Here is a 23,890-nt window from a genome sequence, read left to right on the forward strand (position 1 = left end):
ACGCGGCGGCCCCGCGGACGTCACACCGCGGGGCCAACTGCCCGGTGGTACCGGGGTATGACTCGAGCCCTGCCCGAGTACCGTGATGGGTGGGGCCAGCCCCACCCCCGGTGCACCGGCTGGCTGCACCACCGGGCCGGGCCGGCGACCTGGCGGGGCGTCAACGAGCTTCTCCCGGAGGGCGGATGGGGCGGGCCGGTGCTGTTCGGCCGGGTCATCCGCCCGGCGTCACCAGGCCGGACTCGTAGGCCAGGACGACGGCCTGGGCGCGGTCGCGCAGCCCGAGCTTGGCGAGGATGCGCCCGATGTGCGTCTTGACGGTCTGCTCGGCCAGCACCAGCCGGGCGGCGATCTCCTGGTTGGACAGGCCGCGGGCGATCAGCTCCAGCACCTCCGTCTCGCGCGGGGTCAGGCCGTTGAGCCGCAGCTTGGGGTCGTGCCGCCGGGCCGGCCGGTTGCGGGCGAACTCCTCGATCAGCCGGCGGGTCACCGAGGGGGCGAGGAGGGCCTCGCCGGCCGCGACCACCCGGACCGCGGAGATGAGGTCGGCCGGCGGGGCGTCCTTGAGCAGGAAGCCGCTGGCCCCGGCACGCAGCGCCTCGTACACGTAGTCGTCCACGTCGAAGGTGGTCAGCATCATCACCTTGGGCCGGTGGGTGCCCGGGACGGCCGGGTCGAGCAGCCGGCGGGCCGCCTCCAGGCCGTCCATGACGGGCATCCGGACGTCCATCAGCACGAGGTCGGGGTGGGTGCGGCCGCTCACCTCCAGGGCCTGCGCGCCGTCCGCCGCGTCCCCCACCACGTCGATGTCGCTCTGGGCGTTGAGCAGGGCGGCGAAGCCGGCCCGCACCATGGCCTGGTCGTCGACGATGATCACGCGGATGGTCATGCGGGGGTCTCCCGGGAGGTGTCGATGGGCAGGGAAGCGGCCACCTTGTAGCCGCCGTCCGGCATCGGGCCGGTCTCCAGCCTGCCACCGACCAGCCGGGCGCGTTCCCGCATTCCGATCAGTCCCTGCCCGGTGCCCTCCATGGAGGCCTCCAGCGACTCGGTGTAGCGGGGCGGGGGCGTGTTCACCACGGTCAGCAGCAGGGTGGCGCCCTCGTCGGCGAGGGAGACGGTGGCCCGCGAACCCGGCGCGTGGCGCACCACGTTGGCCAGCGCCTCCTGCACGATCCGGTACGCGGACAGGCCGACCGCCTGCGGCACCGCCTCGGCCAGCCCGGGGTCCACCGCCAGCGCGGCGGGGATCCCGGCCCGCCCCACCGTCTCGACCAGCTGCGGCAGTTGGGATATCCCGGGTTGCGGCACCTTCTCGGCGGCGGACTCCTCGCTGCGCAGCACGCCGAGCAGCCTGCGCATCTCGGTCAGCGACTCGCGGGCGGTGCCGGCGATCGCGGTGAACTCCTCGGCGGCCTCGTCCGGCACGCCGGTGATCCGGTAGGGCGCGCTGGCCGCCTGCACGGCGATCACCGACATGTGGTGGGCGACGACGTCGTGCAACTCCCGTGCGATCCGGGCGCGTTCCTCCAGCAGGGTGCGCCGCTCGCGCTCGGCCTCGCTGATGTGCTCCTGCTCGGCGAGCAGCCGGCGGGCCTCGGTGCGGTCCTGGACGGCCCAGCCGAGCAGCAGGGCGGCGCCGCCGAGCGCGACCAGCAGCATGGTGGTGCCGTCGTCGGAGTGCGGGAAGCCGAGCGTGGTGGTGAGGAGGGTGAGCAGGATCGTGGCGATCCAGACCGAGATCAGGGTGGCCCGGCTCTCCCGCAGCGCGAGCGCGATCAGCAGGAAGACGTACGCCAGGATCATCGGCGCCGTCCACGGCCAGGTGCCGCCCAGCTGGTCGTGGCGGGCGGTGATGGAGGCCGTGGTGACCAGGGCGGCCGCGCTGATCCACCACGCGGCCAGCGGCCGGGTGATGGCGAGCAGCAGCGGGGTGGTCTGGGCGATGGTGAGCGCGCCGGCGATCGGCGGGGCGACGTCGTAGAAGTCGACCAGCGCGACGATCCCGGTGGGGATCAGCGAGGCCTGCATGATCAGCGCGACGACGTACGGCAGCCGGCGCAGCCACCCCCGGGGCGAGTCCCCGAGCAGCGGGGTGTGCCCGCCGGTCGGGGTGGTGAGGTGGTGCCGCAGCGAGCGGAGCGACCGGAGGGTGCGCGCGCGGACCTCGGTCGTGGTGATCGTCTTCATCGCGGGCCAGCCTAGGAGGGCCCCGCCCGCCCGTCGTCGCCCTGGGGTCGAACATCCGGGTGCTACCGGGGTAGGGGGTGGGGCGGGGTCCGGGCTGCCACCCGGGTACGACCCGCGGCTGCTACCGCGGTGTGACGGTCCGCCAGTGGCCGGCCAGGGCGGGGCCGAGCTGGTCGAAGTGGCGCTCGATGACGGCGACCATGCCCTCGGGCCCGGCGGGCTCCTGTTCGGGCGTCCAGGACAGGTGGGCGGCGCGCAGCACGCTGCCGAAGACGGCGGCGAGCACGGTGGGCCGCAGGTCCGTCGTCGGGTCCAGGCCCTCGCGCTCGGCGATCACCCGGACGACCACCCGCTCCTGCTCGGTGACCCGGCGCAGGTGGGCGGCGAGCAGGGTGGGGGTCTCCTCGATCATCCGCATCAGTTCCAGGGCGGTGGTGATCGAGCCGGGCCCGCTGCGGTGCTCGGCGCCGAGTTCCCGCCAGGACTGGACGATCGCGGCGCGCAGGGCCTGCAGCGGGGACTCCTCGGCGGGGCGGCGGCGCAGGCACTCGATGAAGTAGTCCTCGGCGTCGGCCATCACGGCGAGCGCGACCTCGTCCTTGTTGGCGAAGTAGCGGAAGAAGGTGCGCTGGGAGACCTCGACGGCGGAGGCGATCTCGTCGACGGTCGTGCGGGCGAAGCCCTGGCCGAGGAAGAGCCCGTGGGCGGCCTGGACGAGGGCGTCCCTGGTCTGCTGCTTCTTGCGCTCGCGCAGCCCGGGCTGCCGGCCGGGGCCGGCCGGGGCGGGGGTGGGGGCGGGGGTGCGAGCGGCCATGGCGGGGCCTTCCGGGCGCGTGCGGGCGGGGTGGGAGGACAACCTTAGCGTTCTGCCAAATGTCAGACATGGCCAGAAGTCAGTGTTTGTCGAATGTCAGAGGCTGACATAATCTGCCGGGAGTGGCGCTCGCCGGCCGGGCACTCGTGGGGACGGGTGGGCCGCGGCGCCACGACCTCTTCGTCCGGTTCCGCACCCCGCGCCACGCCCCCGGAGGGCCCCAGATGAGCCAGTCCGTCGTCAAGAACGCCGAGGCGGACGCCCCGCCGCTCGGTCCGCCGTCCGGAGGGGGCCTCAAGGGGCACCCCTGGCTGACCCTGCTGACCGTCGCGGTCGGCGTGATGATGGTCGCCCTGGACGGCACGATCGTCGCGATCGCCAACCCCGTCATCCAGGAGAAGCTGAACGCCGCGCCCTCCGAGATCCAGTGGGTGACCAGCGGCTACCTGCTCGCCCTGGCGGTCTTCCTGATCACCGCCGGCAAGATCGGCGACCGGTTCGGCCACAAGAACACCTTCCTGGTCGGCGCGGTCGGCTTCGCCGCCACCTCGGCCGCGATCGGCTTCGCCGGCAACATCCAGACCGTGATCGCCTTCCGGGTGCTGCAGGGCCTGTTCGGCGCCCTGCTCCAGCCGGCCGCGCTCGGCCTGCTGCGCGGCGCCTTCCCGGCCGAGAAGCTCAACATGGCGATCGGCATCTGGGGCGGCGTGATCGGCGCCTCCACCGCGGCCGGCCCGATCGTCGGCGGCCTGCTGGTCGAGCACGTCAACTGGGAGTCGGTCTTCTTCATCAACGTCCCGGTCGGCCTGGTCGCGCTCGGCCTGGGCCTGTGGATCCTCAGGGACGTCCGGGCCGAGAAGGCCGCCAAGTCCTTCGACCTGCCCGGCATCGCGCTGCTCTCGGTGGCCATGTTCGCGCTGGTCTTCGGCATCATCAAGGCCCCCGAGTGGGGCTGGGGCGACACCCGCACCCTGCTGTTCCTGGGCGGCGCGGTGGTCCTGATGGTCCTGTTCGCGTTCTGGCAGGCCAGGGCGAAGGAGCCGCTGATCCCGCTCAGCCTGTTCCGCTCGGTGCCGCTGTCGGCGGGCACCCTGCTGATGGTGCTGATGGCCTTCGCGTTCTTCGGCGCGATCTTCTTCGTGACCTTCTACCTGCAGAACGTGCACGGGATGTCGCCGGTCCAGGCCGGCGTCCACCTGCTGCCGATGACCGGCATGATGATCGTCGGCTCGCCGGTGGCGGGCATCGCGATCGGCAAGCTCGGCCCGCGCATCCCGATCGTGGCCGGCATGCTGATCACCACCACCGCGATGTTCGGCATGTCCACCCTGGACACCGGCTCCGGCAACGGCGTGATGTCGCTCTGGTTCGTCCTGATGGGCCTCGGCATCAGCCCGGTCATGGTCGGCGCCACCGAGGTGATCGTCGGCAACGCCCCGCTGGAGCTGTCCGGCGTGGCCGGCGGCCTCCAGCAGGCCGCGATGCAGGTCGGCGGCAGCCTGGGCACCGCGGTGCTCGGCGCGCTGATGGCCGCCAAGGTCACCGACGTGCTGCCCGGCAACTGGGCCGGGGCCGGCCTGCCGCCGGTGGAGGGCGCCGCGGCCGAGGGCCTCGAGCAGGCCGCCCAGCTCGGCATCGCCCCGCCGGCCCCGGCCGGCACCCCGCAGCAGGCGGTCGACGCGATGGCCGGTGCCGTCCACGAGTCCTTCGTCAGCGGCATGTCGCTCGCCTTCGCGGTGGCCGCCGTGGTGGCCTTCGCCGCCGCCCTGCTCGGCCTGCTCACCCGCCGCGGCGCCACCGACGCGGGGCCGGCCGTCCACATCTGACGCACCCGCGCCGCACGGCCCCGGACTCGACGGAGTCCGGGGCCGTCGTGCTGCCCGGGCGGGCCGGCGCGCCCCGGCGGGCGTCCACGGCGGCCCGTCCGGCTCGCGGTGCGCGCCCCCACGGCGGGGCCCGGACGGCCCCACGCAGGGGCCGCCCGTGGACGGCGAAGGGGCCGGACCCCCGTACGGGAGTCCGGCCCCTCAGCGCCTGTCGGCGCGTGCCTAGCCGCGGATCAGGCGTCGCCGCCGGCGGCGCCCGGGTCGGCCGCCGTCACGTCGAGCAGCTGGTAGCGGTCGATCGCGTCCTTCAGGGCGCTGCGGTCGATCCGGCCCTGCTTGGCGAGCTCGGTGAGCACGGCCAGGACGACCGACTGCGCGTCGATGTGGAAGAAGCGTCGGGCCGCGCCCCGGGTGTCGGCGAAGCCGAAGCCGTCGGCGCCCAGCGACTGGTACTGGCCCGGCACCCAGCGGGAGATCTGGTCCGGCACGGCGCGCATCCAGTCGGACACCGCGACGACCGGGCCCTCGGCACCCTGGAGCTTCTGGGTGACGTACGGCACGCGCTGCTGCTCCTCGGGGTGCAGCAGGTTGAACTCCTCGGCCTCCACCGCGTCGCGGCGCAGCTCGTTCCAGGAGGTCGCGGACCAGACGTCGGCCTTGACGTTCCACTCCTCGGCGAGGATGCGCTGGGCCTCCAGGGCCCACGGCACGGCCACGCCGGAGGCGAGGATCTGGGCCGGGATCTGGCCGGCGGTGGCCGGCGCGTACTTGTGCAGACCCTTCAGGATGCCCTCGACGTCCACGTTCTCGGGCTCGGCCGGCATCTTGATCGGCTCGTTGTAGACGGTCATGTAGTAGAACACGTCCTCGCCGTGCGGGTGCTCGGCGCTGGAGCCGTACATCCGGCGGAGACCGTCCTGGACGATGTGCGCGATCTCGAAGCCGTACGCGGGGTCGTACGCGACGACGCCCGGGTTGGTCGAGGCGAGCAGCTGCGAGTGGCCGTCGGCGTGCTGCAGGCCCTCACCGGTCAGCGTGGTGCGGCCGGCGGTGGCGCCGATCACGAAGCCGCGGGCCAGCTGGTCGGCCATCTGCCAGAACTGGTCGCCGGTGCGCTGGAACCCGAACATCGAGTAGAAGACGTAGACCGGGATCAGCGGCTCGCCGTGGGTGGCGTAGGACGAACCGGCGGCGATCAGCGAGGCGGTGCAGCCGGCCTCGGAGATGCCGTCGTGCAGCATCTGGCCCTTCGGCGACTCCTTGTACGCGAGCAGGAGGTCGCGGTCGACCGACTCGTAGGTCTGGCCGAGCGGGTTGTAGATCTTCGCCGACGGGAAGAGCGAGTCCATGCCGAAGGTGCGGTACTCGTCGGGCGCGATCGGCACGAAGCGGTTGCCGATGCCCTTGTCCCGCATGAGGTCCTTGAGCACCCGGACGAACGCCATGGTGGTGGCGATGGTCTGGTTGCCGGACCCCTTCTTGACCGCCTTGTAGGCGTCGTCGCCGGGCAGCTCCAGCTGGCGCGGGCGCACCTTGCGGGTGGGCACGTAGCCGCCGAGCTCCTGCCGGCGGTCGTGCATGTACTGGATCTCCTCCGAGTCGCGGCCCGGGTGGTAGTAGGGCGGGTAGCCCTCCTCGAGCTGCTTGTCGGTGATCGGCAGGTGCAGCCGGTCGCGGAAGCGCTTCAGGTCCTCGACCGTCAGCTTCTTCATCTGGTGCGTGGCGTTGCGGCCCTCGAAGTTGGGGCCGAGGGTCCAGCCCTTGACCGTCTGGGCCAGGATGACCGTCGGCTGGCCCTTGTGCTCGCGGGCCGCCTTGAACGCCGCGTAGATCTTCTTGTGGTCGTGGCCGCCGCGACCCAGGTGCTGGATCTGCTGGTCGGTCATGCTCTCGACCATCTTGCGCAGGCGAAGGTCGCTGCCGAAGAAGTGCTCGCGGATGTACTGGCCGGTCTCGGTGGCGTAGGTCTGGAACTGGCCGTCCACCGTGGTGTTCAGCTTGTTGACCAGGACGCCGTCGCGGTCCTGCGCGAGCAGCGGGTCCCAGCTGCGGTCCCAGACCAGCTTGATCACGTTCCAGCCGGCGCCCCGGAACTGGGACTCCAGCTCCTGGATGATCTTGCCGTTGCCGCGGACCGGCCCGTCCAGGCGCTGCAGGTTGCAGTTGACCACGAAGGTCAGGTTGTCGAGGCCCTCGCGCGCGGCGAGCGACAGCTGGCCCAGCGACTCCGGCTCGTCCATCTCGCCGTCGCCGAGGAAGGCGTACACCTGCGAGTCGGAGGTGTCCTTGATGCCGCGGTGCTCCAGGTAGCGGTTCATCCGGGCCTGGTAGATCGCGCCGAGGGGGCCGAGGCCCATCGAGACGGTCGGGAACTCCCAGAAGTCCGGCATCAGCCGCGGGTGCGGGTAGCTGGACAGGCCGTACGGCGCCTTCGACTTCTCCTGGCGGAACGCGTCGAGCTGCTGCTCGGTGAGTCGGTCCAGGAGGAAGGCGCGGGCGTAGATGCCGGGGGAGGCGTGGCCCTGGAAGAAGATCTGGTCGCCGGACTCGCCCTCGGCGTCCTTGCCGCGGAAGAAGTAGTTGAAGCCGACGTCGTAGAGCGACGCGGAGGAGGCGAAGGTGGCGATGTGCCCGCCGACGCCGATGCCGGGGCGCTGCGCCCGGGAGACCATGACGGCCGCGTTCCACCGGGTCGCGTTGAGGATCCTGCGCTCGATCTCCTCGTTGCCCGGGAAGAACGGCTCGTCCTTGGTGGCGATGGTGTTGACGTAGTCCGTGCTGCGCATCTCGGGCACGGCGACACGCTTCTCGCGGGCGCGCTCGATCAGGCGGAGCATCAGGTAGCGGGCACGCTCGCGCCCCCGCTCGTCGATGGCCGCGTCAAGCGACTCCAGCCATTCCGCGGTCTCCTCGGGATCGAAGTCCGGGACCTGACTCGGAAGGCCGCCAATGATGATCGGGTTGCGATCGGATCCGGAAGCCACGCTGTTCCTTCACTGTCGGTCGAAACTGAGGTGTGTCGCGCCGCCTCCATCGTGCTACCGCGCTCGGAGATCCGTCATCTCTACCGATCGGTAACCGTTCCGCCTGGTGGGCGGGACGGTCTGGCGGCGTGCGGTCCGGGCGTCATCGCCCGCCCCGCACACCCCCGGGTGTTACGAAAAGAGGTGGTCCGACCTGGTTTCCCGTCCGCCCGATGGCGGGCGGCCGGGGTGAGGGCCAACAGGAGACTCTACGCCCGCGCACGCGCGGACCCGAATGCCGTTCGCATCTCGGGCATGAGTACGGCCTGTGGGCCGGGACCACCCGAAGCATCCTTGTCCCACGCAGAGAAGGGCAAATCGGTGTGATTCGCGCCACCTCGACCGGCGTGTCCCGCTTCGACACGTCAACCTTTGGGGGGGATCGGGGGTCGGGTACTTGCGCGAACCGCCGCGCCCGTGTGGACTACGGCCACAGCCTCGGCATGGACGCCGAGCCGAATACTGGAGGTTATTCCCGTGAGCGCGACCGCGGACCCCGCGGACAAGTCCAACCCGGCGACCCGACTCGGCTTCGAAGAGGGCCAGATCATCCAGGAGCTGGGGTACGACGAAGACACTGACCAGGATCTCCGCGAGGGCATCGAGGAGCTCACCGGGACGGATCTCGTCGACGAGGACTACGACGACGTCGCCGACGCCGTCCTGCTGTGGCACCGCGACGACGACGGGGACCTCACCGACGCCCTCGTCGACGCCCTGGAGTACCTGGCCGAGGGCGGCCTGATCTGGCTGCTCACGCCCAAGACCGGCCGTGACGGTCACATCGAGGCCTCCGACATCGCGGACGCCGCCCGCACCGCCGGCCTCTCCCAGACCAGCTCGATCGCGATCGCCAAGGACTGGGCGGCCACCCGCCTCGCCACCAAGTCCACCGCCAAGGGCGGCAAGCGCTGAGCGGGCCCTGAAGCCCCGCACCGGGCCCCGCCGGAGGACCTCCTCCGGCGGGGCCCGGTCCTTTGCCGTGGCGGCCCGGGGTGGCCGGGGCGGGCCCCGTGGGCCCGGCCGGCCCGGTGGGTCACCCGGGACCGACGGGGGCCGGCCCGCATCGGTGACGCAGGGTGACGAATCCGGGCGGCGAGGTGGCGGTGCGCCACGGCGGGTCGGGTGGATCGCACCCTTCGCGGCGTTCGCCCAGGGCGAAAGCCGGGCGGCCCGGGAGCCCCGCCCTCATCCGTTCGGCGGAACGCACCCGGACGGATGCGAGGATGGCGCTGGTCGCGCGCTGCGCGCGGCCCGGTCGCGTCAGAAAGGTCACGTCATGGCCGTCGAGGTCGGCACCGAGGCTCCGGACTTCGAGCTCAACAACCAGCACGGCGAAACCGTCCGGCTCTCCGACTTCCGGGGCCTGCGCGACGTGGTCCTGGTCTTCTACCCGTTCGCCTTCACCGGCGTCTGCACCGGCGAGCTGGGCGCGATCCAGCGGGAGCTGCCGCGCCTGCAGAACGACGACGTCCAGGTGCTCGGCGTCTCGGTCGACTCGCAGTTCGGCCAGCGGGTCTTCGCCGACCGGGAGGGCCTGGAGTACCCGCTGCTCGCCGACTTCTGGCCGCACGGCGAGGTCGCCCGCGCCTACGGCGTGCTCGACGAGGAGAAGGGCTGCGCGCTGCGCGGCACCTTCGTGATCGACAGGGCCGGCGTGGTGCGCTGGAGCGTCGTCAACGACCTCCCGGACGCCCGGGACGTGCAGGAGTACCTGGCGGCGCTCGCCGCGCTCTGACGCCCGCGCTCTGACGCCTGCGCTCGGATGCCCGCGTTCGGATGCCCGCGCTCTGACGCCTGCGCTCGGACGCCCGCGTTCCGATGCCCGCGCTCGGACGCCCGCGCGACCGCCTCCGGGCCCGGCCCGGCCGAACTTCGAACGGCCGCGCCGGGCCCGTTCGCGGGTCCGGACGGGAACCGCGCACTACGCTCGGTCCGTTGGCCGGACAGGGCACGTGAGCCGTTCGCCGGCCGGCGCCTCGAACCGCACCGCCGGGGGCACCAGGGCGTGCCTCCCGAATCTTGGAGGACAAGTGGGTGTCAGCCTGAGCAAGGGCGGCAATGTCTCGCTCACCAAGGAGGCTCCGGGCCTCGTGGCCGTGGTCGTCGGCCTGGGCTGGGACGTCCGGACGACCACCGGGACGGACTTCGACCTGGACGCCAGCGCGCTGCTCTGCAACGACCAGGGCAAGGTCGCCTCGGACGGGAACTTCGTCTTCTTCAACAACCTGAAGAGCCCCGAGGGCTCGGTCGAGCACACCGGTGACAACCGCACCGGTGAGGGCGAGGGTGACGACGAGGCGATCAAGGTCAACCTGGCCGGCGTCCCGGCCGACGTGCAGAAGATCGTCTTCCCGGTCTCGATCTACGACGCCGAGAGCCGCGGACAGAACTTCGGCCAGGTGCGCAACGCGTTCATCCGCGTGATCAACCAGGCCGACAACGTGGAGCTGGCCCGCTACGACCTCTCCGAGGACGCCTCCACCGAGACCGCGATGGTCTTCGGCGAGCTGTACCGCAACGGCGCCGAGTGGAAGTTCCGGGCCATCGGCCAGGGCTACGCCTCCGGCCTGCGCGGCATCGCCCAGGACTTCGGCGTCAACGTCTGACCGGACGGCAGCCGCCGGTCTGCCGACCGGCCCGCCGTGCGAGGGGCGGCCCCGGACCTTCCCGGTCCGGGGCCGCCCCCGTTCCGTCCCGGCGCCGCGCGCTGGGAGGATGTGAGTTCAGGAAGTTCAGCCGGCCAAACGGGGCCGGCCGGGGTCTCGGGGGACTACACCTTGTAGGCGCGCCCCGGGAGAAGGCAAGGGAGGAAGAACAGTCATGGTGGTCACGCTCGCCAAGGGCGGGAACGTTTCGCTCACCAAGGCCGCGCCGAACCTGACGCAGGTCCAGATCGGCCTCGGCTGGTCCGCCCGTTCGACCACGGGCGCACCGTTCGACCTCGACGCGAGCGCCCTGATCTGCGGCGGCGGCCGGGTGCTCGGTGACGAGTACTTCGTGTTCTACAACAACCTCAAGAGCCCCGAGGGCTCGGTCGAGCACACCGGCGACAACCTCACCGGCGGCGACGACACCGGCGACGACGAGGTGGTCCTGGTCAACCTGGACCTCGTCCCGGCCCAGGCGGACAGGGTCGTCTTCGCGGTGTCGATCTACGACGCCGAGGCCCGGCTGCAGAACTTCGGGCAGGTCCGCAACGCCTACATCCGGGTCGCCAACTCCCTGGACGGCCAGGAGATCGCGCGCTACGACCTGTCCGAGGACGCGTCCAGCGAGACCGCGATGATCTTCGGCGAGCTGTACCGCTACGCGGGCGAGTGGAAGTTCCGCGCGGTGGGCCAGGGGTACGCCTCCGGCCTGCGCGGCATCGCGCTCGATTTCGGAGTGAACGTACAGTAAGGGCGAAAATCAGAACGATCGCACCCAACCAACGATCATGAGAACAGAGGGCAGTGCGGGGGTGACCTGACCGGGCCGGGCCCGGTCAGGGCGTCTCGGGACGAGGCCGACCCCCGGCACGGCCCGAACCCGAAAGGTAACCAAGTCCCGTGTTCCTCCGCACTTTCGGCTGGTCGTTCGCGATCACCGTCATCGGCCTGATCGCGGCCGGACTGCTCTGGGGGGCCCAAGGATTCGGCATCGTGCTGATCCTCTCCATCCTGGAGATCTCCCTGTCGTTCGACAACGCGGTGGTCAACGCCACGGTGTTGAAGCGGATGAACCCGTACTGGCAGAAGATCTTCCTGACGGTGGGCGTGCTCATCGCCGTCTTCGGCATGCGCCTGGTCTTCCCGCTGCTGGTCGTCGGCCTCACCGCCCAGCTCAACCCCAGCACGGTCATCGACCTCGCGCTGCACTCCGACAAGACGTACGAGGGCCTCACCTACGGCCAGTACCTGGAGGCGGCCAACCCCGCCATCGCGGCCTTCGGCGGCGTGTTCCTGCTGATGATCTTCCTCGACTTCGTGTTCGAGGAGAAGGAGCACAACTGGCTGGCCTGGATCGAGCGCCCGCTCGAGAAGGTCGGCAAGCTGGACGCCTTCTCCGTGGTCGTCGCGCTGGTCACCCTGGTGCTGGCCTCCAACTTCTTCGCCGGGGAGCACGCGGAGACCGTTCTGCTCGCCGGTGTCCTCGGCATGATCACCTACCTCGTGGTCGGCGGGCTCTCCTCCGTCTTCGAGGCGGGCCTGGAGGAGGAGGCCGAGCGCGAGGAGGAGGCCGAGAAGAGCGGCAAGTCGATCGTCCAGGTCGGCGGCAAGGCCGCGTTCTTCCTCTTCCTCTACCTGGAGGTCCTGGACGCCTCGTTCTCCTTCGACGGCGTGGTCGGCGCGTTCGCCATCTCCAGCGACATCTTCCAGATCACCCTGGGCCTCGGCATCGGCGCGATGTACATCCGCTCGCTGACCGTCTTCCTGGTCCGCAAGGGCACCCTGGACGACTACGTCTACCTGGAGCACGGCGCGCACTACGCGATCGGCGCCCTGGCCGTGATCCTGATGGTCGGGATCAAGTACCACATCCCGGAGATCGTCACCGGCCTGATCGGCGTGGCGTTCATCGGGCTGGCGCTCGGCTCCTCGATCCTGCGCAACCGGCGCGAGGGGTCGGACGACGACCACGAACTGGTGAGCAGCGACCAGTAGTCGTTCGGCACACCGCACGCGCGAAGGCCGCCCCCGGGACTCCCGGGGGCGGCCTTCGCGCGTGCGGTGTGGTGCGTGGTCCTCAGCCGAGCTGCTGCTCGATGGCGCGCAGCTTGCGCTCCAGCGAGTCCAGCTTCGGCATCGAGAGGGTGTCGTCGTCCGCCGTCAGGTCGACGGTCGAGCCGCGCTGGGACGAGCCCTTCTCGGTGCCCGAGGAGTACGACGAGCCCGAGGAGTAGGAACCCGAGTCGTAGGACGAACCCGACTCGTAGGACGAGGAGGACGAGTAGGACGACGACGAGGAGTAGGACGAGGAGGAGTAGGACGAGCCGACGGCGGCACGCGGGCGGCGGCCGGCGTCCAGGGCGCCCGAGGGGGTCGACTCGAGCGCCGCGGAGGCGGACTGGCGCGGGGAGGCGGTGTCCGACTCGGCCGCTAGGGCAGGCTCCGTAGCGGTCGGGCCGTCTCCGGCCGCCGTCAGCGCCGGCACCTGGCGGCCGCCGCGGGCCCGGGTCAGCATGCCGCCCTGGCGGGAGATGGCCTTCAGCTCGGCCCGCTCGCGACGGTCGGCGGTGCGGGCGCGGGCCTTGGCGTCCAGCTTCGCCTGACGCTCCTCGCGCACCTCCTCGACCGCCTCGTCCAGGCTGCGGACGTTCTCCAGCAGCATCAGCGACCAGGCCGCGTAGGTCTCGCGCGGGGCGCGCAGCCAGCGGACGATCCGGATCTGCGGCAGCGGGCGCGGCACGAGGCCCTGCTCGCGCAGCGCGGCCTTGCGGGTCTGCTTCAGCGCCCGGTCGAACAGGATGGCCGCCGAGATCGACATGCCGGAGAAGAACTGCGGGGCACCGTCGTGCGACACGCCGCGCGGGGCGTGCACCCAGTTGAACCAGGCCGAGGCGATCGCGAACACCCAGACCAGCAGGCGCGAACCGAGCGCGGCGTCACCGTGGCTGGCCTCGCGCACCGCGAGCACCGAGCAGAACATCGCGGCGCCGTCCAGGCCGAACGGGACGAGGTACTCCCAGCCGTTGGAGAGCCCCAGGTTCTCCTTGCCGAATCCGACCAGGCCGTGGAAGGAGAGCGCGGCCGCGACGCCGGCGCAGCAGAACAGCAGCGTGTAGGAGGAGATGCCGTAGATCATCTCCTTGCGCCGCCGCCGCTCCTCACTGCGCTCCCAGGAGTCGCCGGCCTCCTCCTTCTTCGTGTTCTTGAAACGCAGCGTCGCCACCAGCACGGCGACGAACAGCAGGGCTGCGCCTCCGACGACGGTCCAGACCAGCTGTATGGAGGTCAGGTTCATTGCGGGTCGGGCCTCGGGTTTCCGCAGGGGACGGGTTCACGGAGCGACACAGGCGGCCAGCTCCCTTGGTGCCTGGGCCGCCTGACGGATCGTTCGTCGCCGCACGGCGTGCCCACCGCGCCCGCGCAGGACGGGACGGGACACCTGTGCGGCTAGACGATATCGCGTCCGAGGGGGCCGCATGTTACGGGAGGGCGGCTTCCCCGGCCAATCGGCCCGAGGGTGAGCGCCGGGCGGCGCTTTGGGGTAGGGGAAAGGACGGTTCGGGTATCCGGCGGCCGGGCTGATGCCCGATCATGGAACGGCGCCCCGTCAGAACGCCTGACGGGAAAGGGGGAGAGGACGGGATGGTCTCGATCTGGGAGTACCTGCGCGGGGAGCGCAACTACACCTTCGACAACCCCGGCGGTCAGCACAAGGTCATACTCACCAAGTCGACCCCGCAGCACGCGATCACCGGGTCCGCGGCCACCACCGGATACCTCTACGTCAACCTGCACTGGACCACCCGCTCCGGAGCCGTCCGCCCGAGCGGCGGCGAGCGGATCAAACGCTTCTTCAGCCCGCGCATCCTCAGCCCGCTGGAGCCGGACACAACCCAGAACGAGCAGGTCAACGTCGACCTCGACCTGGCCTGCATGTACGAACTGTCCGACGGCAGCAGCGGGGTGGTGCAGCCGCTCGGCGGCTACTTCGGCGACCTCCGGCAGCCGCCGTACATCAAGCTCAGCGGCGACGACCAGTACGGGGCGCCCTCCGGCGAGACGATGTACGTCAACCTGGAGAAGAAGGACAAGTTCAAGCGGCTGCTGATCTTCGTCTACATCTACGACGGGACGCCGGCCTTCGAGCAGTCGCACGCGGTGGTGACGATCGTGCCGCAGACCGGGCCGCGGATCGAGATCAAGCTGGACGAGCGGGCCCGGGCGGCGCGCTCCTGCGCGGTGGTGCTGATCGAGAACGCCGGGGACAACCAGCTGACGGTGCGCCGGGAGGTGCGGTACGTCAACGGCTTCCAGGCGGACATCGACCGGCTGTACGGGTTCGGGATGCAGTGGCAGCGCGGCTACAAGGGCGAGTCGGGCGGCGCGGAGTAGTCCGGCGGGCCGGGGCGGCCCGGTGGTGCCCCGCTGCCGGGCCCGGACCGGGGGGCGGACCGGGGGCCGGGGCCGGCCGGCGGATCCCGCCGGGCGAGCCCCGTGCGGCCGTGTGGTCCGCGCGGCCGTGTGGTGAGTGAGGCGGTCCGGTCAGCGCGGCTGGAACTGCGGGCCCTGTGGCGGCAGGGCGAAGTCCTCGCCGGCGGAGGGCTGGCCCTGGCCCTGGCCCTGGCCCTGGGCCTGGGCCGGCGGCTGAGCCGGGGGCTGGGCGTGCTGTTGCTGGTGCGGGTACCCGTACCCCGTGCCCTGCTGCGGCGGGGCGGGCTGCTGCTGCGGGTATCCGTAGCCCGTGCCGGCCTGCGGCGGGTACTGCTGGGGGGTGGGCTGCGGATACCCGTAGCCGGTGCCCTGCGGGGGCGGGGCGGAGTGCTGCTGCGGATAGCCGTAGCCGGCGCCGGACGGGGCCTGCGGCGGCTGGGGGTAGCCGTAGCCGGTGCCGGGCTGGTGGCCCGGAGGCGCGGGCGGAGGCGTCGGCGGTGCCGTCGGCATGGCCGGTGGCGCGGTCGGCGGCGGAGTCACGGTCGGCGGGGCGGTGGGCGGCGGCGGGGTCGGCGCCTGGCCCGCGGCGGCGGTGGTCTGCGGACGGCCCTGGGCCTGACCCTGGCCCTGGGGCGGGGTCGAGGGCTGCGGGACGGCCGGGGCCAGGGTGAAGGTGCCGGGCTCGGGCCGGGCGGCCGGACGCGGGTCGGGCAGCGGCGTGCTGCGCGGGTCGAGGGCGGCGGTGGGCGTGGCGGTCGAGGCGGGCGCGGCCGTGGGGGCCCCCGTGGGCGCCCCGGAGGCGGCGCCCTCCGCCTCGTCGTCCACCGTGATACCGAAGTCGGTGGCCAGGCCGATCAGCCCGGAGGTGTAGCCCTGGCCGATCGCCCGGAACTTCCAGGCCCCGGCCCGGCGGTACAGTTCGCCCGCGACCAGGGCGGTGACGTTCTCCCCGTCGCTGATGTCGAACTGGGCGAGCGCCGTCCCGCCGTCACCGCTCGCGGCGTCGAAGAGCAGCAGGCGCAGCCCCGGCACCGCCCGGAACGGGCCGCCCTCGGAGGAGCCCGCCAGCACCACCCGGTCCACGTCGGCGGGCAGCTTGGCCAGCTCGACCTCGACCGTGTCGATGATCTCGGCGCCGCCGGAGGTCTGCTGCTTGGGCAGGTGGCGGACCAGGCCGGACGGGTGCCGGGGCTGGTTGTAGAAGACGAAGTCGGCATCCGAACGGACCTTGCCGTCGGCTCCGAGCAGCAGCGCGGACGCGTCCACGTCCGGCGCACCGGGCGTGGCGCTCCAGCGCAGCACGGCGCGGACCGCCGCCGCCGGCAGTGCGATGTTGGCGCCCTTGGCCATCACGTGCGTCATAGCGGACCATCCTGCCCGTTCGCCACCCCTTCGGACAACGTGACCGGGGTTGCCGGACTCGCGTCGGACTTTGCCAAGACTTGCGCTTGCCGGGGGTTTGCCGGGACTTCACCCGCGATCGATGAAGTGGACGGAGATGTTCCGAGAGTTCAGTGACCCGGAACCGCGGACGGCCGGATCCCGTCCGTACGATGGGCGGTCGAAGGGCCCCCGGGGGGTCCGGCGGAGGGGGATCCGCCGGTGCGCACCCGGGAACCACGGCGCCCGGCGAGCCGGTCGACCCCCGTGCCGTCCGGCCCGAACCCGGTGCCGCGCCGCGCCGCCGCACGCCCCGGCAACGGGCCGGAGCCCGTCCATCCTGAGGAGAGCACCTTGCGCCATTTCGGCCACCTCGCCGACGACGTACGCGGCCGGCTCTTCCTGGAGGAACCCAGGCCGTTCACCGCCCGGAGCGAGCCCGCGGTCCTCGCGACCGCCCTCGGCGGCACCCTCTACTGCCCCGCCACCCGGCCCGCCCTGGCCGCGGACGTCCGCAAACAGGCTGCTCGCGGGGTGGTCTCGATGGTGCTCTGCCTGGAGGACGCCATCGCCGACCACGAGGTGGACGCCGGGGAGCGCAACCTGGTCGAGCAGTTGAATGATCTGGTCACGGACTTCACCGACTGCACACATGGCCACCCCCTGCTCTTCATCAGAGTTCGGGCCGCCTCCCAGATCCCGGACCTCGCCCGCCGGCTCGGGCCGGCCGTCGACCTGCTCAGCGGCTTCGTCCTGCCGAAGTTCACCACCGAGAGTGGCGGCGCCTACCTGACCGCCCTGGCCGAGGCCGAGGCCGCCACCGGGCGCCGGCTGTTCGCCATGCCCGTGCTCGAATCGCCCGAACTCGCCCACCTGGAGACCCGCCGCGGGCAGCTGTTCGGCATCGCGGAGCTGCTCGCCGCCCACCGGGAGCGGGTGCTCGCCGTCCGCCTGGGCGTGACCGACCTCTGCTCCGCGTACGGCCTGCGCCGCTCGCCCGACCTCACCGCGTACGACGTCGCGCTGGTCGCCGCCGTGATCGGCGACGTCGTCAACGTGCTCGGCCGGGCCGACGGCACGGGGTACACCGTCACCGGCCCGGTCTGGGAGTACTTCCCGGTCCAGGAGCGGATGTTCAAACCGCAACTGCGCCGCACTCCCTTCGCCGAGGCCTCCGGCACCGACCACGCCTCCGGCGAGGAGGTCCGGCGGCGGATCATCGAGCACGACCTGGACGGGCTGATCAGGGAGGTCGAACTCGACCGGGCCAACGGCCTGCTCGGCAAGACCTGCATCCACCCCAGCCACGTCCCCGCGGTGCACGCACTCTCCGTGGTCACGCACGAGGAGTACTGCGACGCCCGGGACATCCTCCGGCAGGAGCAGGACGGCGGCGGGGTACTGCGCTCGGCGTACACCAACAAGATGAACGAGGCCCGGCCGCACCGCGCCTGGGCGGAACGGGTACTGCTGCGGGCGGAGGTGTTCGGAGTGGCCCGGGAGGACGTGAGCTTCGCGGAACTGCTGTCGGCCTGCCTGTGCGGGGGCTGAGGCGGGCGGCGCCCCGCGGCCGTGGGCGTCCGCCCGCGGGGCGAGGGCCGCTGGGCGAGGGCCGCGCGGCGAGGGCCGCGGGGCGCTCGACCGCTGATCCGAATGACCCGTTCGCTCCGGACGGCCCGATTGGCCCGGATGGCCCGATTGACGCGGACCGCCCGATTGACCCGGACGACCTGATTGATCCGGATGAGCTGTTCGATCCGTAGGACCTACCAGGTCCGCAAGGCCTGGCAGGTCCGAGTGGCCCACCAGGTCCGTACGACCCACAGATCCGCAACCGCACCACCGAAGGCAGGACCAGCAGTGACAGCACAGCAGACGTGGACCGGTCAGTGGGTCGCCGACCGGGCCGGCATCGGCCTGACCGGATCCGACCGCCTCCCCGAACTCGTGGGCCTCGCCCTGCGCGAGAACCGCAAGCGCGCCCACCTGCTGGTCTCCACCGTGCTCGGCAAGCACGTCCCGCAGCGGCCCTCGGTCGTCCACCGCTCCGGACTCGAACTCGGTGCCCGGGTCCGCGAACTGCTCGGCGCCGAGGCGGCCGCGCGAGCCGTCGTCCTCGGCTACGCGGAGACCGCCACCGGCCTCGGCCACAGCGTCGCCGACGGCCTCGACGCCCCCTACCTGCACTCCACCCGCCGCCCGGTACCCGGCACGGCGCCGCTCGGCGGCTTCGAGGAGGAGCACTCGCACGCCACCTCGCACCTGCTCCTCCCCGACGACCCCGGCCTGCTCGCCGGAGACGGCCCGCTGGTGCTGGTCGACGACGAGTTCTCCACCGGGCAGACCGTCCTCAACACGATCCGCGCCCTGCACGCCCGCCACCCGCGCGACCACTACGTCGTCGTCGCCCTGGTCGACCTCCGCTCGGCCGAGGACCGGCACCGGCTCGACGGCACCGCCGCCGAACTCGGCGCCCGGCTCGACCTGGTGGCCACCGCCAGCGGCGCCGTCCGGCTCCCCGCCGACATCCTGGACCGCGCCGAGCGGCTGATCGCCGAGGTCGGCCCGGCCCCGGCCGCCCCGCCGGCACCCCGGCCGGCCCCGCTGGTCCGGGCCGCCCTGGACTGGCCCGCCGGACTCCCGGACGGCGGCCGGCACGGCTTCACCGCCCGGCACCGCGCCCGGCTCGACGCCGCCCTGCCCCGGTTGGCCGAGCAGCTGGCCGCGGCACTGCCCACGACGGCGGAGCGCGTCCTCGTCCTCGGCTTCGAGGAGCTGATGTACGCGCCGCTGCGCCTCGCCGACGCCCTCGCCGACCGGCTCGGCGGCGACCGCGTCCGCTACTCCACCACCACCCGCTCACCGGTCCTCGCGGTCGACGACCCCGGCTACGCCATCCGCACCCGGCTCGCCTTCCCCGCCCACGACGACCCGCAGGACGGGGCCTCCCGGGAGCGCTACGCCTACAACGTCGCCCCCGGCGCCGACCCGACCCGCCGCTTCGACGCCGTCGTGCTGGTCGTCGACGACGTCGCCGACACGCCCGCGCTGCACGAGGGCGAGCACGCCCTGATCGGGCAGCTGCGGCAGGTCACCGACCGGGTGGTGCTGGCGGTGCTGCCCTCCCACCGGCCGTCCGCGGCGGGGCCGGCGTCCTCCTCGGTTCAGGGTGGCCCGACGGTTCCGGGCGCGGCGTCCGGCCTGGTCGCGGCGTCCGTGCCGGCTGTGGCGCCCAGCCCGGCTGTCCCGTCCGCGCCGGCTGCGGCGTCCGGCCCGGCTGCCCCGTCCAGCCTGGCTGCCCCGCCGGTCCCGGCGTCGCCCGTGGTGCTGCCGACGCCCCTCCGAGGGCCGGCGTTCTCCTCCTACCGCCCCGACGAGGTCGCCTGGCTGCTCAAGGACCTCTCCGACGTGCCGCTCGAAGCCCCCACCGAGGAGCGGGAGGAGGCCGTCCAGAACGGCGGCGCCCACTACGCGGAGTCGCTGCCGGTCGAGTACCAGCCCAGCCCCGAGTACCAGGAGCTGTTCCACCAGGCGCTGCGCAGCTCCGCCCGCCGGATCGCGCTCGCCGTCGGCACCGTCGCCGAGACCCTGCTGCGCGAACGCGGCCCCGGCCTGGTGCTGGCCTCGCTGGCCCGGGCCGGCACGCCCGTCGGCATCCTGATCCGCCGCTGGCTCGCCTTCGCCCACGGCGTCGACACCCCGCACTACGCCGTCTCGATCGTCCGCGGCCGCGGCATCGACCCGGTCGCGCTGCGCTACCTCGACGCCCACCACCCGGCCGGCGACGTGGTGTTCGTCGACGGCTGGACCGGCAAGGGCGCGATCACCCGCGAACTCGCCGAGGCCCTCGCCGGGACCGGCTTCGACCCGGACCTCGCCGTCCTCGCCGACCCCGGCCGCTGCGTGCGCACCCACGGCACCCGGGACGACTTCCTGATCCCGTCCGCCTGCCTCAACTCCACCGTCTCCGGGCTGATCTCGCGCACCGTCCTGCGGCCCGGCCTGATCGGACCGGACGACTTCCACGGCGCCAAGCACTACGCCGAACTCGGCACCGCCGACGTCTCCGCCGCCTTCCTGGACACCGTGGCCGACCACTTCGCCGCCGTCCGCGCCGAAGCCGTCGCCGCGGCCGACCGGCTCGCCGTCGACCCCGACCGCGCACCCGACTGGGCCGGCTGGGCCGCCGTCGAGCGGATCAGCGGCGAGTACGGCATCGACAACGTCAACCTGGTGAAGCCCGGCGTCGGCGAGACCACCCGGGTCCTGCTGCGCCGCGTCCCCTGGCGCGTGCTCGCCCGGCGCGGTGCCGGCGCCGACCTCGACCACGTCCGGCTGCTCGCCGCCCAGCGCGGCGTCGAGGTCGAGGAGGTCGACGGCCTGCCCTACACCTGCGTCGGCCTCATCCACCCCCGCTACAGTCGAGGCGCGACCGGAGCCTCCGGTAGGGCCGTTCTGACGAAGGAGTCCTGATGCACACCGACGTCGCGACCGAGGTGCTGGTGGCCAGCGACCTCGACCGGACGCTGATCTACTCCAACCGGGCCCTCGCCCTGGACGTGCCAGACCGGCTCGCCCCGCGGCTGCTCTCCGTCGAGGTGCACGACGGCAAGGCGCTCTCCTTCATGACGGAGCAGGCCGCCGCGCTGCTCGTCGACCTCGCCCGCGAGGCCTGCCTCGTCCCCGCCACCACCCGCACCCTCACTCAGTACGAGCGGATCAACCTGCCCGGCCCGACGCCCGGTTGGGTCCCCGCCTACGCGATCTGCAGCAACGGCGGGCAGCTGCTCGTCGACGGCGTGCCCGACCAGGACTGGCGCGCCGAGATCACCGGGCGCCTCGCCGCCGGCTCCGCCCCGCTCGACGAGGTCGTCCGCCACCTCGCGCTGACTGCGGCCCCGGAGTGGACCCACAAGCGCCGCGCCGCCGACGGGCTCTTCGCCTACCTGGTCGTCGAACGCGCCGAACTGCCCGCGGGCTGGGTCGACGAGCTGACCGGCTGGTGCGCCGAACGCGGCTGGACGGTCTCCCTCCAGGGGCGGAAGGTGTACGCCGTCCCGGCGCCGCTCACCAAGAGCGCCGCCCTCGCCGAAGCCGTCCGGCGCACCGGTGCGACCACCGTCCTCGCCGCCGGCGACTCACTGCTCGACGCCGACCTGCTGCTCGCCGCCGACGCCGCCTGGCGGCCCGGGCACGGCGAACTCGCCGACTCCGGCTGGACCGCCCCCGGCGTCACCGCCCTCGACGAGGTGGGGGTGGCGGCGGGGGAGGAGATCGTCCGGCGCTTCCTCACCCGGGTCCGCGGCGGCGTCCCGGTGGCGGGCTGAGGGCTCGGGGCCGGGAGATCGGGGGCCGGGGGTGGTGGTGAACGGGAGGGTTTCGGGTCCTAGGGCGTGTCTTTCGGATCACGTCGGATCAGCGGGCGTCGTTGGAGTGCGTGCATCGGCGGCGCCGAGGAGGGAGTCCATGCGGAGCATCGGCGACTGACGAGAAGCCGGCGAGGTGCGTGCCCCGGCGGCGACCGCCTGGCGTGATCCGAAAGACACGCCCTAGCCGCAGCACCCCCCGCCGCAGCAGCCCCCGCCACCACCGGAAGGGGCCTGCTGCGGGGCCCCGCCGGAAGCGGCGCCCGTGACGGCGACGGTGGACAGCAGCTTCGCGGTGTCCTCGTGGCCCTGCGGGCAGACGGCGGGGTCGTTGGCCTGCGCCATCGGGCGACGGAGCTCGAAGGTGGCGCCGCAGGAGCGGCAGCGGAAGTCGTAGCGTGGCATACCCGCAGGGTACCCAGGGGCGGGCCTGTTGTCCGAGCCCTGCGCGGGAGCGGCCCGGCCGCTCCCCTTCCGCCCGGGTTCCCCCTCCGGGTTCGGCCCCTGCCGCCTCGCCGTGCCGTTCTGCCGTGCCGTCCTGCCCGTGCTGCCTTGTCCTACCGGTGACCGCCGAGATCGCCGCGGATCAGGTCGATCACCCGGGCAGCGGTCTCCCGCACGCCCGCCAGCTCCGTCAGGAAGTGCCAGTAGTCGGGATGCCGGCCGGCCGCCTCCAGCACGGCCACCGCCCGGTCCAGCCGCGCCACCGCCTCGTCCAGCGGCGCCGCGTGCCGCGGGTCCGGCGCGCTGCGGCCCGCCATCGCCAGCCGTTGCGCGTCACGCAGCGCGAAGCGGGCCCGCTCGACCTCGCGGCTCGGATCGTGCTGCACCTCGTTCAACTGCCGCAGCCGGTCGTTCACCGCGACCACCGAACCGTCCGCCGTGTCCAGCAGCGCGCGCACCGTACCGATCGCGCCCGTCGCGTCCGCCCAGCGCTGCTCGTCCCGCGCCCGCGCGGCCTCCGCCAGCTTGCGCTCCGCCGCCCGGCCGGTCTCCGCGACCTGGTCCGGCACCCGCTGCAGGTCCTGCCAGCAGGCCGTGCTGAACCGACGGCGCAACTCGCTCAGCGCCGGCTGGACCGTCTCCGCCTTCGTCTCCAGCGCCTGGATCCGGGTCCGCAGGCTGGCCACCCGCCGGTCGATCTCCCTGGCCCGCTCCGGCAACTGCCCGGCATCCGCCGCGATCGCCTCCGCGCGCTGCTTCACCCCGTCCGCGCGACGCAGCGTCTCCGCCACCCCGTGCCGGGCCGGGCCCTCGTTCAGCCGCCCCAACTCCGGGGCCAGTTCGGCCAGCCGGGCCGCCAGGTCGTCCGCCCGCAGGCCGGCCCCGCGCGCCGCGTCCAGCGCGTTGCTCGCCTCCAGCAGGGACCGCTTCGCCTGCTCGACCGCCGGGGCGACCCGCATCAACTGCTGCTCGGCCCGATCGACGGCCGGCTGCAGCCGCTGCAGGAAGTCGTTCAGCTCCGCCCGGGCCGACCCGAGCTGCCCCTTCACGTCCTCCAGCTGCCGCCGCGCCCGCGCCGCGGCACCGGAGTCCAGCGCCTCGTCGTCCAGGTTGTACGCGTCCAGGGCGCCCAGGTAGTTCACGGTGACCTGGTCCACCCGGCCGGAGATCGCCTCCAGGTCGGCCAGCGCCCGCCGGGTCGCCGCCTCGTCCTCACCCGCCCGGACCGTCTCCACCGCCAGCTGCACCTCGCGCTGCGTCGAGTCCAGCTCGTAGAACGCCTCCTGCGCGGCGTCCCGGGCCGCCTTGGCCTCCGCCCGCACACCGTCCCCACCGCGCCGACCCCACCAGCCACCGCTCCCGGCCGAGGCCAACCCCACCGCACCCAGCGCACCCGCCAGCACCACCGGCAACACCAGCGCGTCGGCCAGCGCACTTCCCGCCCGACGCCACCCCCGCCCGCTCCCGCCGGCCACCGTCACTGCGCGCTCCCTGCTCCGACCCTCTGATCCACCCCCATTCTTCCCGATCGCCCCACCCCACCGGCACCCCCCACCACCCGTCCCACCCCCCGACCACCCCGCACCACACCACCCCCCGGAACCAGGTACCCTAGGCACTCGTCGTGCGCCCACCAGCCCACGACGGGGGGCGCGTAGCTCAGCGGTAGAGCGCTGCTCTTACAAAGCAGATGTCGGCGGTTCGAAACCGTCCGCGCCCACCAGCACGAAGGGCCAGTTCGGAGGAGTGATCCTCACGAACTGGC

General features: G+C 72.9%; 18 protein-coding genes and 1 tRNA gene. 11 read left to right on the forward strand and 8 right to left on the reverse strand.

The genetic code is table 11. The features are described from left to right. Positions 1-214: 214 nt before the first annotated feature. The 3 genes from ACFYUY_RS04945 to ACFYUY_RS04955 form a co-directional block, all read right to left on the reverse strand. Positions 215-889: a response regulator transcription factor gene (locus ACFYUY_RS04945; RefSeq protein WP_360210021.1), complete on the reverse strand. Its 675-nt coding sequence runs from the start codon at positions 887-889 to the stop codon at positions 215-217. Continuing rightward, a complete protein-coding gene (locus ACFYUY_RS04950) occupies positions 886-2,190 on the reverse strand; it encodes a sensor histidine kinase (RefSeq protein ID WP_360210019.1) in 1,305 nt (434 codons plus the stop codon). Before ACFYUY_RS04950 ends, ACFYUY_RS04945 begins: the two co-directional genes overlap by 4 nt. Positions 2,191-2,311: 121 nt before the next feature. Then, positions 2,312-3,004, reverse strand: a complete 693-nt coding sequence (locus tag ACFYUY_RS04955; RefSeq protein ID WP_360210017.1) for a TetR family transcriptional regulator — start codon at positions 3,002-3,004, stop codon at positions 2,312-2,314. Between the two features lie 224 nt (positions 3,005-3,228). On the opposite strand from ACFYUY_RS04955, the gene ACFYUY_RS04960 reads away from it, so the two are divergent. Beyond that, on the forward strand, positions 3,229-4,830 hold the full coding sequence (locus ACFYUY_RS04960; RefSeq protein WP_360210015.1) for an MFS transporter: 1,602 nt from the start codon (positions 3,229-3,231) through the stop codon (positions 4,828-4,830). A 233-nt stretch (positions 4,831-5,063) separates the two neighbouring features. On the opposite strand, the gene aceE is transcribed toward ACFYUY_RS04960, so the two are convergent. After that, a complete protein-coding gene (gene aceE / locus ACFYUY_RS04965) occupies positions 5,064-7,814 on the reverse strand; it encodes a pyruvate dehydrogenase (acetyl-transferring), homodimeric type (RefSeq protein ID WP_360210013.1) in 2,751 nt (916 codons plus the stop codon). A gap of 516 nt (positions 7,815-8,330) precedes the next feature. Between aceE and ACFYUY_RS04970 the strand changes: the two genes are divergently transcribed. From ACFYUY_RS04970 to ACFYUY_RS04990, 5 genes are all read left to right on the forward strand, one after another. Next, on the forward strand, positions 8,331-8,768 hold the full coding sequence (locus ACFYUY_RS04970) for a DUF3052 domain-containing protein (protein ID WP_360210011.1): 438 nt from the start codon (positions 8,331-8,333) through the stop codon (positions 8,766-8,768). 364 nt (positions 8,769-9,132) lie between these two features. Further along, positions 9,133-9,591, forward strand: a complete 459-nt coding sequence (locus ACFYUY_RS04975) for a peroxiredoxin (protein WP_360210009.1) — start codon at positions 9,133-9,135, stop codon at positions 9,589-9,591. 295 nt (positions 9,592-9,886) lie between these two features. Then, complete coding sequence (locus ACFYUY_RS04980) at positions 9,887-10,462, forward strand: TerD family protein (RefSeq protein WP_360210007.1); 576 nt, start codon at positions 9,887-9,889, stop codon at positions 10,460-10,462. A 214-nt stretch (positions 10,463-10,676) separates the two neighbouring features. Then, positions 10,677-11,255: a TerD family protein gene (locus ACFYUY_RS04985; RefSeq protein WP_360210005.1), complete on the forward strand. Its 579-nt coding sequence runs from the start codon at positions 10,677-10,679 to the stop codon at positions 11,253-11,255. A 149-nt stretch (positions 11,256-11,404) separates the two neighbouring features. After that, complete coding sequence (locus ACFYUY_RS04990) at positions 11,405-12,499, forward strand: DUF475 domain-containing protein (RefSeq protein ID WP_360210003.1); 1,095 nt, start codon at positions 11,405-11,407, stop codon at positions 12,497-12,499. An 82-nt stretch (positions 12,500-12,581) separates the two neighbouring features. On the opposite strand, the gene ACFYUY_RS04995 is transcribed toward ACFYUY_RS04990, so the two are convergent. After that, a complete protein-coding gene (locus ACFYUY_RS04995; RefSeq protein ID WP_360222634.1) occupies positions 12,582-13,799 on the reverse strand; it encodes a DUF2637 domain-containing protein in 1,218 nt (405 codons plus the stop codon). A 347-nt stretch (positions 13,800-14,146) separates the two neighbouring features. Here ACFYUY_RS04995 and ACFYUY_RS05000 point away from each other — a divergent pair, with 347 nt between their 5' ends. After that, positions 14,147-14,896: a Tellurium resistance gene (locus tag ACFYUY_RS05000; RefSeq protein ID WP_360222637.1), complete on the forward strand. Its 750-nt coding sequence runs from the start codon at positions 14,147-14,149 to the stop codon at positions 14,894-14,896. A gap of 150 nt (positions 14,897-15,046) precedes the next feature. On the opposite strand, the gene ACFYUY_RS05005 is transcribed toward ACFYUY_RS05000, so the two are convergent. Further along, the gene (locus tag ACFYUY_RS05005; protein WP_387898018.1) at positions 15,047-16,297 is read right to left on the reverse strand and encodes a TerD family protein; all 1,251 of its coding nucleotides are present in this window, start codon (positions 16,295-16,297) and stop codon (positions 15,047-15,049) included. Between the two features lie 372 nt (positions 16,298-16,669). Between ACFYUY_RS05005 and ACFYUY_RS05010 the strand changes: the two genes are divergently transcribed. The 3 genes from ACFYUY_RS05010 to ACFYUY_RS05020 all read left to right on the forward strand — a co-directional run bounded on the left by ACFYUY_RS05010 (position 16,670) and on the right by ACFYUY_RS05020 (position 21,642). Then, a complete protein-coding gene (locus ACFYUY_RS05010; protein ID WP_360222643.1) occupies positions 16,670-17,866 on the forward strand; it encodes an HpcH/HpaI aldolase/citrate lyase family protein in 1,197 nt (398 codons plus the stop codon). Positions 17,867-18,058: 192 nt separating this feature from the next. Further along, positions 18,059-20,788: a phosphoribosyltransferase gene (locus tag ACFYUY_RS05015; protein ID WP_387898021.1), complete on the forward strand. Its 2,730-nt coding sequence runs from the start codon at positions 18,059-18,061 to the stop codon at positions 20,786-20,788. Beyond that, positions 20,788-21,642, forward strand: coding sequence for an HAD family hydrolase (locus ACFYUY_RS05020; protein ID WP_387898022.1), 855 nt, complete (start codon positions 20,788-20,790; stop codon positions 21,640-21,642). The genes ACFYUY_RS05015 and ACFYUY_RS05020 overlap by 1 nt, the downstream gene beginning before the upstream one ends. Positions 21,643-21,864: 222 nt before the next feature. Here ACFYUY_RS05020 and ACFYUY_RS05025 read toward each other — a convergent pair whose 3' ends face one another. Continuing rightward, entirely contained in the window at positions 21,865-22,086 is a 222-nt protein-coding gene (locus ACFYUY_RS05025) for a zinc ribbon domain-containing protein (RefSeq protein WP_360222652.1), read from the reverse strand. Between the two features lie 152 nt (positions 22,087-22,238). After that, positions 22,239-23,606 carry a hypothetical protein gene (locus ACFYUY_RS05030; RefSeq protein ID WP_387898025.1) on the reverse strand — a complete coding sequence of 456 codons (1,368 nt, stop codon included), beginning with the start codon at positions 23,604-23,606 and terminating at the stop codon, positions 22,239-22,241. Positions 23,607-23,773: 167 nt separating this feature from the next. Here ACFYUY_RS05030 and ACFYUY_RS05035 point away from each other — a divergent pair. Then, a tRNA-Val gene (locus ACFYUY_RS05035) sits at positions 23,774-23,848 on the forward strand. The last annotated feature ends 42 nt before the right edge of the window (positions 23,849-23,890 follow it).

The sequence above is a fragment of the Kitasatospora sp. NPDC004745 genome (assembly GCF_042873275.1).
Classification (GTDB): Bacteria; Actinomycetota; Actinomycetes; order Streptomycetales; family Streptomycetaceae; genus Kitasatospora.

Coding starts and splice junctions, on each gene's coding strand:
- ACFYUY_RS04945 (WP_360210021.1), bottom strand. CDS start 889: ATGACCATCCGCGTGATCATCGTCGACGACCAGGCCATGGTGCGGGCC.
- ACFYUY_RS04950 (WP_360210019.1), bottom strand. CDS start 2,190: ATGAAGACGATCACCACGACCGAGGTCCGCGCGCGCACCCTCCGGTCG.
- ACFYUY_RS04955 (WP_360210017.1), bottom strand. CDS start 3,004: ATGGCCGCTCGCACCCCCGCCCCCACCCCCGCCCCGGCCGGCCCCGGC.
- ACFYUY_RS04960 (WP_360210015.1), top strand. CDS start 3,229: ATGAGCCAGTCCGTCGTCAAGAACGCCGAGGCGGACGCCCCGCCGCTC.
- ACFYUY_RS04975 (WP_360210009.1), top strand. CDS start 9,133: ATGGCCGTCGAGGTCGGCACCGAGGCTCCGGACTTCGAGCTCAACAAC.
- ACFYUY_RS04985 (WP_360210005.1), top strand. CDS start 10,677: ATGGTGGTCACGCTCGCCAAGGGCGGGAACGTTTCGCTCACCAAGGCC.
- ACFYUY_RS04995 (WP_360222634.1), bottom strand. CDS start 13,799: ATGAACCTGACCTCCATACAGCTGGTCTGGACCGTCGTCGGAGGCGCA.
- ACFYUY_RS05000 (WP_360222637.1), top strand. CDS start 14,147: ATGGTCTCGATCTGGGAGTACCTGCGCGGGGAGCGCAACTACACCTTC.
- ACFYUY_RS05005 (WP_387898018.1), bottom strand. CDS start 16,297: ATGACGCACGTGATGGCCAAGGGCGCCAACATCGCACTGCCGGCGGCG.
- ACFYUY_RS05015 (WP_387898021.1), top strand. CDS start 18,059: ATGAGCTGTTCGATCCGTAGGACCTACCAGGTCCGCAAGGCCTGGCAG.
- ACFYUY_RS05020 (WP_387898022.1), top strand. CDS start 20,788: ATGCACACCGACGTCGCGACCGAGGTGCTGGTGGCCAGCGACCTCGAC.
- ACFYUY_RS05025 (WP_360222652.1), bottom strand. CDS start 22,086: ATGCCACGCTACGACTTCCGCTGCCGCTCCTGCGGCGCCACCTTCGAG.